Raw genomic sequence first — 12168 nt, 5'->3', positions numbered from 1 at the left:
CACTATATCGAATTTGCACGATCATGTAGGTCGGATAAGGCGTTCACGCCGCATCCGACATGAACAAAGCGCACTTTGTTAACAATTTGAAAGCTCCCCCGCGAGAAGCGGGGGAGTATGGGGCAGATGACAAATGTTAGATTGCCTGATGTGCTACGTTTATCAGGTCTACCCGAGAATTGCACTATATCGAATTTGCACGATCATGTAGGTCGGATAAGGCGTTTACGCCGCATCCGACATGAACAAAGCGCACTTTGTCAACAATTTGAAAGCTCCCCCGCGAGAAGCGGGGGAATTGCGGATTAAACGTTTTTACGTTCGATGGTCTGTTCGCCCCAAAAAAGCGAATCTTTATCGGTTTTGGCAAAGGCTTTGACTAACACTTCATCGCTACCTTCTTCCCAAATTTTTTCCGCCATTTTTTCGTCATACCCGGCGACTTCAAAAATGGCCTCGGCTATTTCCGGCGACGTATTGCGCAGAGATGCCCATTCACCCACGTGATGGGCTTTCGCTTCTTGAGTTGGCATGCGTATCCTCCTGTTGAAGATTAGCCATTAAGTTTGACTGCCAGACCAGCAACATATTCCCCCTGGTAACGTGCGATAGACAACTCTTCCTGGCTGGGCTGGCGCGAACCGTCACCGCCTGCAATGGTGGTAGCGCCGTAAGGCGTTCCGCCGCGAACCTGCGAGACGTCAAATAATTCCTGCGCTGCGTAGCCAATGGGGACAATCACCATGCCGTGATGCGCAAGGGTCGTCCAGGTGGAAGTAATGGTTTGTTCCTGACCGCCGCCAGTTCCGGTAGAGCTAAAGACGCTCGCCAGTTTGCCGTACAGCGCACCGGAAGCCCACAGGCCGCCAGTCTGATCCAGGAAGGTACGCATCTGCCCTGACATATTGCCAAAGCGGGTCGGCGTACCAAAAATGATGGCATCGTAATCGGCCAGTTCTTGCGGGGTTGCAACGGGCGCAGTTTGCGGTTTACCGCCTGCTTTTTCGAATAATTGCGGCTGCATGGTTTCCGGTACACGCTTAACGACAACTTCTGCGCCATCGACTTTGCTTGCGCCTTCTGCGACTGCACGCGCCATCGTTTCAATATGTCCGTACATGGAATAATAAAGCACCAGAACTTTAGCCATTTCTAACCACTCCTCGTGTTATCTCTATTCCGTAGCGATTCGCTACCACTCATTTAAAGATAAGACGTCCTTTTCAGAGTGCAAATTTCACAACCACTTATTTGATTTATAACAACTTTCACAAGCCTGTAATTTTGTCGCAAAATGATACATTTTTATCTCATAGCGTTTTTTTAATCATAAGAGCGGCTTATGGCTGATTATCAGAAATGATATCTATTCTCGCTAAGAAGCTGTTGCAGGATATTACCAAACGCAGGCTTACCCGCGTCAGTTCACTAAGCTTAGTCCCACGTAGCGAAAATATGGTATCCGCCATACGCCGCGTTAATCCTGGGCACTATGATGACGGAGGTCAGTAATGGCAAACCATCGAGGCGGTTCCGGCAATTTTGCAGAAGACCGCGAAAGAGCATCAGAAGCAGGTAAAAAAGGTGGACAGCACAGCGGGGGGAATTTCAAAAATGACCCGCAGCGCGCATCTGAAGCAGGAAAAAAAGGTGGTAAAAGCAGTCACGGCAAAAGCGACAAATAGCCGGGCTTAATCAATGACGAATGCGTTTTTGTCTGACGCGCGTCATTAGCCACCACCGCCGGAAACCCCGGCGGTTTTTTCGTTCTGGTGTTCTCCTTTATATCCTCACGTTAATACCTTCTCGCTTATTCCATTCATATTGCGAATGTTGATGGTCGAGGCATTGTGCTGATTTTGCTATCCTGTTGCCCATCGACAAGAGGGGAGAGCGCATGACGCAAGGCGCAGTGAAAACAACGGGTAAACGTTCGCGCGCAGTGAGCGCGAAGAAAAAAGCGATTCTTAGCGCGGCACTGGACACTTTTTCACAATTCGGTTTTCACGGCACAAGACTGGAGCAAATTGCAGAGTTGGCGGGCGTTTCAAAAACCAATCTGCTGTATTACTTCCCGTCGAAAGAGGCACTGTATATTGCCGTGCTGCGGCAAATTCTGGATATCTGGCTGGCACCGTTAAAGGCGTTTCGTGAAGATTTCGCTCCGCTGGCGGCGATCAAAGAGTACATCCGGCTGAAGCTGGAAGTTTCCCGTGATTATCCGCAGGCTTCGCGCCTGTTCTGTATGGAGATGCTGGCTGGCGCGCCGCTGTTGATGGATGAACTGACCGGCGACCTGAAGGCGTTAATTGATGAGAAATCGGCGCTGATTGCCGGTTGGGTCAAAAGCGGCAAACTCGCGCCGATTGACCCGCAGCATCTGATTTTTATGATTTGGGCTTCCACCCAACATTACGCTGATTTCGCTCCCCAGGTGGAGGCGGTAACGGGCGCGACATTGCGCGATGAGGTGTTTTTCAATCAAACGGTTGAAAACGTGCAGCGGATTATTATTGAAGGGATCCGACCACGTTAATGATGCCGGAGGAGGTTGCGACATCCTCCGGCTACCTGTTTAACCGATCGTCATCAAACTGGCGTTACCTCCGGCGGCAGCGGTATTCACACTCAGCGAGCGTTCAATATACAGCCGTTCCAGCAGGATATTGCTTTCGCCACGGGCAAACCCCTGCACCGAAACAATCGCACCGTCCCGTGCGGCAACCGCTTCACACAACGCCCGAAGCTGATCCGAATCACCGTGGAAGATCACCGCATCAAACGGTTGAGCGGTAATATTTTCCGCTTTCGCCAGTTGAATACGTTCGCTGACTGCCGATGGCAATGCCTTCACTAACTGACGATGCAGCGCGTCATCCGGCCACAGCACCTGGCTGCCCACAGCCAGCACGGCGGCAAGCTGGGTTAATGCATCCTGTTCATCATCCGCAATACACAGCACGCGCTCACGCGGCAGCAGCGTCCAGGTATTACGTTCACCCGTCGGTCCTGGCAGTAATCGCTGTGTTCCTGCCTGTGCCAGCTCGCCATATTGCGTACATAACGCCTGCAATTCTGTTCGGTTTGATGCCCATTCCCGCAGCGCATTCAGTGGCTGAATTAATGCTGCTTTCAGTTGGGCATCAACCGGATACTCTGCATCCTGACGTGCGAGCGTCACCGCCAGTGCACTTTCCGGGCGATTCGCCAGCAGACGGTAGAGATAGAGCGGCCCCCCCGCTTTCGGGCCTGTACCGGACAACCCTTCGCCGCCGAACGGCTGCACACCAACTACTGCGCCAACCATATTACGGTTAACATAAAGGTTGCCGACATGTGCCGAGCCAGTGACCTGGGCGATAGTTTCATCAATACGCGTATGGACACCGAGCGTCAGGCCATAGCCGGAAGCGTTAATCTGCTCGATCAGCTCCGGTAATTGATTACGGTTGTAGCGCACTACATGTAGCACCGGGCCAAAGACTTCTTTTTGCAATTCAGCAAAGCTATCCAGTTCGATCAGCGTCGGCGCGACAAAAGTGCCGCTTTGCCATTCACGGGCATCTTCACTGTTTTCCCGCACTGTCTGAAACACCGGACGGCCTTTGCTGCGCATGGTCTGAATATGACGCTCAATATTCGCTTTCGCTTCGCTATCGATCACCGGCCCGATATCGGTGGTCAGGCGACCCGGATTGCCCATTCGGCACTCGGCCATTGCGCCGCGCAGCATTTTCAACGTGTGATCGGCAATCTCATCTTGCAAACACAGCACGCGTAGCGCCGAACAACGCTGGCCTGCGCTGTCGAACGCCGAGGCCAGTACATCTATTACTACTTGTTCAGTCAGTGCTGAAGAATCGACAATCATCGCGTTCATCCCACCGGTTTCAGCGATAAGCGGAATAGGGCGACCCTGAGCGTCCAGACGGCTGGCGATATTGCGTTGTAGCAAGGTAGCGACTTCGGTTGAACCGGTGAACATCACCCCGCGCACACGATCATCACCCGTCAGTTGTGCGCCCACGGTTTCACCCTGACCTGGCAGCAATTGTACTACGCCTGGCGGCACACCCGCTTCCAGCAAAATGGCGATCCCTTGCGCCGCAATCAGCGGCGTTTGCTCCGCCGGTTTTGCCAGTACGCTGTTACCTGCCGCCAGCGCGGCAGCAATTTGCCCGGTGAAAATGGCCAGCGGGAAGTTCCACGGGCTGATACATACCACGGGGCCTAAAGGACGATGCGTTTCGTTAGCGAAATCATCACGTACCTGTCCGGCGTAGTAGTGGAGAAAATCAACGGCTTCACGCACTTCGGCAATGGCGTTACTGAACGTTTTTCCGGCTTCACGCACCAGAATACCAATCAGTTGCTGCATCTGACTTTCCATTAGCACGGCAGCGCGATGCAAAATCGCTGCGCGTTCAGCCGGAGGGGTGGCAAACCAGATAGGCGCATTGTTGACGGCATTTTCCAGTGCCTGGTCCACTTCACGTGGCGTGGCTTCACGCACATAGCCCACAATATCTTTCGGTTCCGCCGGGTTGATAACGGGCGACATTTCGCCTGCCGCAACCGGTTGTTCCAGCATTGGCAAGGCCTGCCACTTTTGCAGCGCACTGTTGAGCAGAGCAGAGGAGAGTGACGCCAGACGGTGTTCATTGGCGAGATCTAACCCTGCCGAGTTGTCGCGCCCGCGACCGTAGAGATCGCGCGGCAGGGGAATTTTCGGATGCGGTAATCCGGTTTGCCCTTCCTGCTGCGCTATTTTTTCTACGGCAGCGACCGGATCGGCAACCAGTTCATCCAGTGGCAGAGAGGTGTCGGCAATGCGGTTAACGAACGAGGTGTTAGCACCGTTTTCCAGCAGACGACGCACCAGATACGCCAGCAGCGTCTCATGTGTGCCAACCGGCGCATAAATACGACACGGACGGTTAAGTTTGCCGTCGGCAACTTTCCCGGTGACCTGCTCATACAGCGGCTCGCCCATACCATGCAGGCACTGGAACTCATACTGACCCGGATAGTAGTTCTGTCCCGCCAGTTGATAAATCGCCGCCAGCGTGTGGGCGTTGTGTGTCGCGAACTGCGGGTAGATTAAATTCGGCACCGCCAGCAGCTTTTTCGCACAGGCGAGATAAGAAACATCGGTGTACACCTTGCGGGTATAAACCGGATAGCCTTCAAGGCCGTCCATCTGTGCTCGCTTGATTTCACTGTCCCAGTACGCGCCTTTCACCAGACGAATCATCAGGCGGCGACGGCTACGGGTCGCCAGATCAATCAGGTAATCAATTACCATCGGGCAGCGTTTCTGATAAGCCTGAATAACAAAACCGATGCCGTTCCAGCCTGCCAGTTCTGGCTCGAAACAGAGTTTTTCCAGCAGATCGAGGGAGATCTCCAGACGATCGGCCTCTTCGGCATCGATGTTAATACCAATATCGTACTGGCGTGCCAGCAGCGTCAGGGATTTCAGGCGCGGGTAAAGTTCGTCCATCACGCGGTCATACTGCGCGCGGCTGTAACGCGGGTGTAGGGCGGAGAGCTTAATTGAGATCCCCGGGCCTTCGTAGATACCGCGTCCGTTAGAGGCTTTACCAATCGCGTGGATAGCCTGCTGATAAGAGACCATATACGCCTGCGCGTCCGCTGCGGTTAGCGCGGCTTCGCCCAGCATATCGTATGAGTAACGGAAACCTTTCTCTTCCAGCTTACGGGCATTGGCTAACGCCTCCGCGATGGTTTCGCCGGTGACGAACTGTTCACCCATCAGACGCATCGCCATATCCACACCTTTGCGGATCAGTGGTTCACCGCTCTTACCGATAATGCGGTTCAGCGAACGGGAGAGGCTGGCTTCGTTATGGGTAGAAACCAGTTTACCGGTAAAAAGTAGCCCCCAGGTGGCGGCATTAACAAACAGCGACGGGCTACGACCAATATGTGACTGCCAGTTACCATTGCTGATTTTGTCGCGAATTAAGGCGTCACGGGTGGCTTTATCGGGGATACGCAGTAACGCTTCTGCCAGACACATCAGCGCTACACCTTCCTGTGATGACAGCGAAAACTCCTGCAATAGTCCCTGAACCATGCCTGCGCGACCACTGGCGTTTTTTTGGTTACGCAGTTTATCCGCCAGTTGATATGCCAGTTTATGCGCCTGTTCAGCAACCGGCTGTGGCAGACGAGCTTGTTCCAGTAACATGGAAACAGCTTCTGTTTCCGGGCGGCGATACGCGGCGGTGATGGCGGCGCGGGAAACCGACTGCGGCAAAATTTGCTCGGCAAAATCGAGGAAAGGCTGGTGTGGTTCATCTGCCGGATTCGGTGCTTCATCGCTCTCATTGGCCGCGCCAGAAAGCAGCGCAGGTAGCTCCGGCAAGGTATCGCTGTTTTCAAGTTGTTCGAGATAAGAAAAAATCGCCTGCTTAATTAACCAGTGTGGTGTGCGATCGATACGTGTCGCGGCAGACTTAATACGCTCACGCGTCGCGTCGTCCAGCTTAACCCCCATAGTGGTGGTTCCCATGCCATTACTCCTGTTGTTCTGAAAGGTGCAACTTAACGTTATCGTGAAATATCCATTATGTTGCAACTTTGTGCAACTGCGTTAAATGTGACCTGCGTAGCAAGCTTAAAAATGAATGAAATGTTAATAAAAGTAATCGTTATGACAGGAATTAAAAAAGTAACGCAGACTTTTTCTCTGCGGCAGTTAACATTTTTGAAAGGTGCAACCGCAAAAAATGTGAGGGAGTGCAACCTGATGGAAAATAGTATCGCTGGGTAATAAAAATTGATGTAAATGATGTGTTAAATCGATTGTGAATAACCAGCGCTTACGGCAGGATACGGTCGCCCTGGTAAACATAAACTCTGTTACCCCGTTCCGGTGGCAGATATAACGGCAAGTTTCGACATTGCCGATAATATTTTTTTGGAGACTTTAGATGGCTATTAGCACACCGATGTTGGTGACGTTTTGTGTCTATATCTTTGGCATGATATTGATTGGGTTTATCGCCTGGCGATCAACCAAAAACTTTGACGATTATATTTTGGGTGGCCGCAGTCTTGGCCCATTTGTAACGGCATTATCGGCGGGTGCGTCGGATATGAGCGGCTGGTTATTAATGGGGTTGCCGGGCGCGGTATTTCTTTCCGGGATTTCAGAAAGCTGGATCGCCATTGGCCTGACATTAGGCGCGTGGATCAACTGGAAACTGGTGGCCGGGCGGTTGCGTGTTCATACCGAATACAACAATAACGCCTTAACTCTGCCGGACTATTTCACCGGGCGCTTTGAAGATAAAAGCCGTATTTTGCGTATTATCTCCGCGCTGGTTATTTTACTGTTTTTCACTATTTATTGTGCTTCGGGCATTGTGGCTGGCGCACGTCTGTTTGAAAGCACCTTCGGCATGAGCTACGAAACGGCTCTGTGGGCAGGTGCGGCGGCGACCATCCTTTATACCTTTATTGGCGGTTTCCTCGCGGTGAGCTGGACCGATACCGTGCAGGCCAGCCTGATGATTTTTGCGCTGATCCTCACTCCGGTGATCGTGATTATCAGCGTCGGTGGTTTTGGTGACTCGCTGGAAGTGATCAAACAAAAGAGCATTGAAAACGTTGATATGCTCAAAGGCCTGAACTTTGTCGCCATTATCTCGCTGATGGGGTGGGGGCTGGGCTACTTCGGGCAGCCGCATATTCTGGCGCGTTTTATGGCAGCGGATTCCCACCATAGCATCGTCCATGCGCGTCGTATCAGCATGACCTGGATGATCCTCTGCCTGGCCGGAGCGGTGGCTGTCGGCTTCTTTGGTATTGCTTACTTTAATGATCATCCGGCGGTAGCGGGTGCGGTAAACCAGAATGCTGAACGCGTATTTATCGAACTGGCGCAAATTCTGTTTAATCCGTGGATTGCCGGAATTCTGTTGTCAGCGATTCTGGCAGCGGTGATGTCAACATTAAGCTGTCAGTTGCTGGTATGTTCCAGTGCGATTACCGAAGATCTGTACAAAGCGTTTCTGCGTAAACATGCCAGCCAGAAAGAACTGGTGTGGGTTGGGCGCGTGATGGTGCTGGTGGTGGCGCTGGTGGCCATTGCGTTGGCGGCAAACCCGGAAAACCGCGTGCTGGGTCTGGTGAGCTACGCGTGGGCAGGTTTTGGTGCGGCGTTTGGTCCGGTCGTGCTGTTCTCGGTAATGTGGTCACGCATGACGCGCAACGGTGCGCTGGCGGGGATGATTATTGGCGCGCTTACGGTTATCGTCTGGAAACAGTTCGGCTGGCTGGGGCTGTACGAAATTATTCCGGGCTTTATCTTCGGCAGCATTGGGATTGTGGTGTTCAGTTTGCTGGGTAAAGCACCGTCAGCGGCGATGCAAAAACGTTTTGCTGAAGCGGATGCGCATTATCATTCGGTGCCACCGTCACGGTTGCAGGAAAGCTAAGGGAAGGCGTTTTACCGAAACATAACAGGCAGCAGACAGAGGGCAATCAGTGATTGCCCTCTGTGTTTTCTTTCAAAGTATTTTTACATTTCATCATCATTATCACTACATTTCGCTTGTGTTTTCCTTCGCCGTAATGATAATCGCTATCACTGCGATTTACTTTTCTTTGCATAGATTGACTCAGAAAAACGTTTAAGGGTGGGTGGCATGTTTGTTCCGTTTCTCATTATGTTGCGCGAAGGACTTGAAGCCGCGCTGATTGTTAGTTTGATTGCCAGCTATCTTAAGCGTACCCAGCGGGGCCGATGGATTGGTGTGATGTGGATTGGCGTGTTGCTTGCCGCCGCGTTGTGCCTGGGACTGGGCATCTTCATTAATGAAACCACCGGCGAATTCCCACAAAAAGAACAAGAACTGTTTGAAGGTATCGTGGCGGTGATTGCCGTGGTGATCCTCACCTGGATGGTTTTCTGGATGCGCAAAGTGTCGCGCAACGTCAAAGTGCAACTGGAACAGGCGGTCGATAGCGCATTGCAGCGCGGAAACCATCACGGCTGGGCGCTGGTGATGATGGTCTTTTTTGCCGTTGCAAGGGAAGGGCTGGAGTCGGTCTTTTTCTTGCTGGCGGCATTTCAACAGGATGTCGGGATTTGGCCGCCGCTGGGCGCAATGCTTGGTCTCGCTACTGCCGTAGTGCTCGGTTTCTTGCTCTACTGGGGGGGGATTCGCCTGAATCTTGGCGCATTTTTCAAATGGACGAGCCTGTTTATCCTCTTCGTCGCCGCAGGGCTGGCCGCTGGTGCCATTCGCGCATTTCATGAAGCCGGACTGTGGAACCACTTCCAGGAAATCGCCTTCGATATGAGCGCGGTGCTCTCAACTCACTCTCTGTTCGGTACGCTGATGGAAGGTATTTTTGGTTATCAGGAAGCGCCCAGCGTCAGCGAAGTGGCCGTCTGGTTTATTTATCTCATCCCGGCGCTGGTGGCGTTTGCTCTGCCGCCACGTACCGGTACGACAGCGTCTCGCTCCGTGTAACGAATACGACGCAAACTCTTACTTAGTTACAACATACTTTAAAGGGATAGTCTCGTCATGACCATTAACTTCCGCCGTAGCGCACTGTACCTGAGCGTGGCTGCGCTTTTCTCCACCGCTTTTATGGCTAACGCTGCTGATGTTCCGCAGGTCAAAGTAACTGTGACGGATAAACAGTGCGAACCGATGACCATTACGGTCAACGCCGGTAAAACGCAGTTCATTATTCAGAATCACAGCCAGAAGGCACTGGAGTGGGAGATCCTCAAAGGTGTGATGGTGGTGGAAGAGCGGGAAAATATCGCCCCTGGTTTTAGCCAGAAAATGACGGCGAATTTACAGCCAGGTGAATACGATATGACCTGCGGTCTGCTGACTAACCCGAAAGGGAAGTTGATCGTCAAAGGCGAGGCGACGGCGGATGCGGCGCAAAGCGATGCGCTGTTAAGTCTTGGCGGTGCAATTACCGAATATAAAGCGTATGTCATGGCGGAAACCGCGCAACTGGTTACCGATACCAAAGCCTTTACCGACGCCATCAAAGCAGGTGATATCGAAAAAGCCAAAGCACTGTATGCCCCGACGCGCCAGCACTATGAGCGCATTGAACCAATCGCTGAACTGTTCTCTGATCTGGATGGCAGCATTGACGCGCGTGAGGATGATTACGAACAAAAAGCGGCTGACCCGAAATTCACCGGTTTCCACCGTCTGGAAAAAGCGCTGTTTGGCGACAACACCACCAAAGGGATGGATAAGTACGCTGATCAGCTTTATACCGATGTGGTCGATTTGCAAAAACGTATCAGTGAACTGGCTTTCCCGCCATCAAAAGTCGTTGGTGGCGCAGCCGGGCTGATCGAAGAAGTGGCAGCCAGCAAAATCAGTGGTGAAGAAGATCGCTACAGCCATACCGATCTGTGGGACTTCCAGGCAAACATTGAAGGCTCTCAGAAAATTGTCGATCTGCTGCGTCCACAATTACAAAAAGCTAATCCAGAACTGCTGGCGAAAGTTGACGCCAACTTCAAAAAAGTCGATACCATTCTGGCGAAATATCGAACTAAAGACGGTTTTGAAACCTACGATAAGCTGACCGATGCCGACCGTAACGCGCTGAAAGGGCCGATTACTGCGCTGGCAGAAGATCTGGCGCAACTTCGCGGTGTGCTGGGACTGGATTAAGCGTTATGCAGTACAAAAATGAAAACGGCGTGAATGAACCGTCACGCCGACGTTTACTGAAAGGGATTGGCGCGCTGGCGCTGGCAGGGAGTTGCCCGGTCGCTCATGCGCAAAAAGTGCAAAGTGCGCCGGGTACGCTTTCGCCAGAAGCGCGCAATGAGAAACAACCTTTTTATGGTGAGCATCAGGCGGGCATTCTGACACCACAGCAAGCTGCAATGATGCTGGTGGCGTTTGATGTGCTGGCCAGCGATAAAGCCGATCTTGAGCGGCTGTTTCGTTTGCTGACTCAGCGGTTTGCTTTTCTGACTCAGGGCGGAGTGGCACCAGAAACGCCCAATCCTCGCTTGCCGCCACTCGATTCCGGCATTCTCGGCGGATACATTGCGCCTGATAATCTCACTATTACACTGTCTGTGGGGCATTCGTTGTTTGATGAGCGGTTTGGCCTTGCGTCGCAGATGCCGAAAAAGTTGCAGAAGATGACGCGTTTCCCTAACGACTCGCTGGATGCAGCATTGTGTCATGGTGATGTGCTGTTGCAGATTTGCGCTAACACCCAGGACACGGTGATCCATGCGCTGCGCGATATCATTAAACACACGCCAGATTTACTCAGCGTTCGCTGGAAACGGGAAGGGTTTATTTCCGATCATGCGGCGCGTAGCAAAGGCAAAGAGACGCCGATTAATTTGCTGGGCTTCAAAGATGGCACCGCCAATCCCGACAGCCAGAATACGAAACTGATGCAAAAAGTGGTGTGGGTAACGGCAGATCAGCAGGAGCCAGCCTGGACTATTGGTGGCAGCTACCAGGCCGTGCGTTTAATTCAGTTTCGGGTGGAGTTTTGGGACAGAACACCACTGAAAGAGCAGCAGACGATTTTTGGTCGAGATAAACAAACCGGTGCACCGCTGGGTATGCAGCATGAGCATGATGTACCGGATTACGCCAGTGACCCTGAAGGGAAGGTGATTGCGCTGGACAGCCATATCCGGCTGGCGAATCCCCGCACGCCAGAGAGTGAGTCCAGCCTGATGCTGCGTCGCGGCTACAGTTATTCGTTGGGTGTCACCAACTCCGGGCAACTTGATATGGGGCTTTTGTTTGTCTGCTACCAACACGATCTGGAAAAAGGCTTCCTGACAGTTCAAAAAAGGCTGAATGGTGAGGCTCTGGAGGAATACGTCAAACCCATCGGCGGGGGGTATTTTTTTGCGCTGCCGGGGGTGAAGGATGCGAACGATTACCTGGGAAGCGCGTTATTGCGGGTTTAATGTTTGTTTACGCCGTATCTGGCGTTCGTGCTCTGATGCCTGATGCGACGCTTGCGCGTCTTATCATGCCTACGGTTAGGGTACAGAGCACACTAATATCGACCCAAATTGCTCGTTTTTGTCATCACACTGTCATCTTTGCGATACAAGCTAATGTCATCAAAATGGTGGTTTATAGTTAAATATAAGTAAATATA

10 protein-coding genes are annotated in these 12168 nt (G+C 52.3%); 7 read left to right on the top strand and 3 right to left on the bottom strand.

What is annotated here, in order from left to right:
- Positions 1-305: 305 nt before the first annotated feature.
- Complete coding sequence (locus A9587_RS06220; RefSeq protein ID WP_001143120.1) at positions 306-533, bottom strand: YccJ family protein; 228 nt, start codon at positions 531-533, stop codon at positions 306-308.
- Between the two features lie 20 nt (positions 534-553).
- Positions 554-1150, bottom strand: coding sequence for an NAD(P)H:quinone oxidoreductase (gene wrbA, locus A9587_RS06215; RefSeq protein WP_001151439.1), 597 nt, complete (start codon positions 1148-1150; stop codon positions 554-556).
- A 361-nt stretch (positions 1151-1511) separates the two neighbouring features.
- Between wrbA and A9587_RS06205 the strand changes: the two genes are divergently transcribed.
- Together A9587_RS06205 and rutR are read left to right on the top strand one after the other, a co-directional pair.
- Entirely contained in the window at positions 1512-1685 is a 174-nt protein-coding gene (locus A9587_RS06205) for a general stress protein (RefSeq protein WP_001273657.1), read from the top strand.
- 212 nt (positions 1686-1897) lie between these two features.
- Positions 1898-2536, top strand: coding sequence for an HTH-type transcriptional regulator RutR (gene rutR / locus A9587_RS06200; RefSeq protein WP_000191701.1), 639 nt, complete (start codon positions 1898-1900; stop codon positions 2534-2536).
- A gap of 39 nt (positions 2537-2575) precedes the next feature.
- Here rutR and putA read toward each other — a convergent pair whose 3' ends face one another.
- Positions 2576-6538, bottom strand: coding sequence for a trifunctional transcriptional regulator/proline dehydrogenase/L-glutamate gamma-semialdehyde dehydrogenase (gene putA / locus A9587_RS06195; RefSeq protein ID WP_105263253.1), 3963 nt, complete (start codon positions 6536-6538; stop codon positions 2576-2578).
- 57 nt (positions 6539-6595) lie between these two features.
- Between putA and A9587_RS24625 the strand changes: the two genes are divergently transcribed.
- The 5 genes from A9587_RS24625 (at position 6596) to efeB (ending at position 11971) form a co-directional block, all read left to right on the top strand.
- Positions 6596-6799, top strand: a complete 204-nt coding sequence (locus tag A9587_RS24625; protein WP_000939659.1) for a hypothetical protein — start codon at positions 6596-6598, stop codon at positions 6797-6799.
- Positions 6800-6959: 160 nt separating this feature from the next.
- A complete protein-coding gene (gene putP, locus A9587_RS06185) occupies positions 6960-8468 on the top strand; it encodes a sodium/proline symporter PutP (protein ID WP_105263254.1) in 1509 nt (502 codons plus the stop codon).
- A 210-nt stretch (positions 8469-8678) separates the two neighbouring features.
- Entirely contained in the window at positions 8679-9509 is an 831-nt protein-coding gene (gene efeU, locus A9587_RS06180; RefSeq protein ID WP_000497945.1) for an iron uptake transporter permease EfeU, read from the top strand.
- Positions 9510-9566: 57 nt separating this feature from the next.
- Positions 9567-10694, top strand: coding sequence for an iron uptake system protein EfeO (efeO, locus tag A9587_RS06175; RefSeq protein WP_016248579.1), 1128 nt, complete (start codon positions 9567-9569; stop codon positions 10692-10694).
- 5 nt (positions 10695-10699) lie between these two features.
- A complete protein-coding gene (gene efeB, locus A9587_RS06170) occupies positions 10700-11971 on the top strand; it encodes an iron uptake transporter deferrochelatase/peroxidase subunit (protein WP_016248580.1) in 1272 nt (423 codons plus the stop codon).
- Positions 11972-12168 lie beyond the last annotated feature (197 nt).

Source organism: Escherichia sp. MOD1-EC6162 (assembly GCF_002965125.1).
Lineage (GTDB): Bacteria > Pseudomonadota > Gammaproteobacteria > Enterobacterales > Enterobacteriaceae > Escherichia > Escherichia marmotae.
Note: the sequence above shows the minus strand (reverse complement) of the source record. Positions and strands in the feature narration are given on the sequence as shown.

Bases quoted from the DNA above. Each gene is read 5' to 3' on its own strand.
- A9587_RS06220 (WP_001143120.1), bottom strand. From the start codon at position 533: ATGCCAACTCAAGAAGCGAAAGCCCATCACGTGGGTGAATGGGCATCT.
- wrbA (WP_001151439.1), bottom strand. From the start codon at position 1,150: ATGGCTAAAGTTCTGGTGCTTTATTATTCCATGTACGGACATATTGAA.
- A9587_RS06205 (WP_001273657.1), top strand. From the start codon at position 1,512: ATGGCAAACCATCGAGGCGGTTCCGGCAATTTTGCAGAAGACCGCGAA.
- rutR (WP_000191701.1), top strand. From the start codon at position 1,898: ATGACGCAAGGCGCAGTGAAAACAACGGGTAAACGTTCGCGCGCAGTG.
- putA (WP_105263253.1), bottom strand. From the start codon at position 6,538: ATGGGAACCACCACTATGGGGGTTAAGCTGGACGACGCGACGCGTGAG.
- A9587_RS24625 (WP_000939659.1), top strand. From the start codon at position 6,596: ATGTTGCAACTTTGTGCAACTGCGTTAAATGTGACCTGCGTAGCAAGC.
- putP (WP_105263254.1), top strand. From the start codon at position 6,960: ATGGCTATTAGCACACCGATGTTGGTGACGTTTTGTGTCTATATCTTT.
- efeU (WP_000497945.1), top strand. From the start codon at position 8,679: ATGTTTGTTCCGTTTCTCATTATGTTGCGCGAAGGACTTGAAGCCGCG.
- efeO (WP_016248579.1), top strand. From the start codon at position 9,567: ATGACCATTAACTTCCGCCGTAGCGCACTGTACCTGAGCGTGGCTGCG.
- efeB (WP_016248580.1), top strand. From the start codon at position 10,700: ATGCAGTACAAAAATGAAAACGGCGTGAATGAACCGTCACGCCGACGT.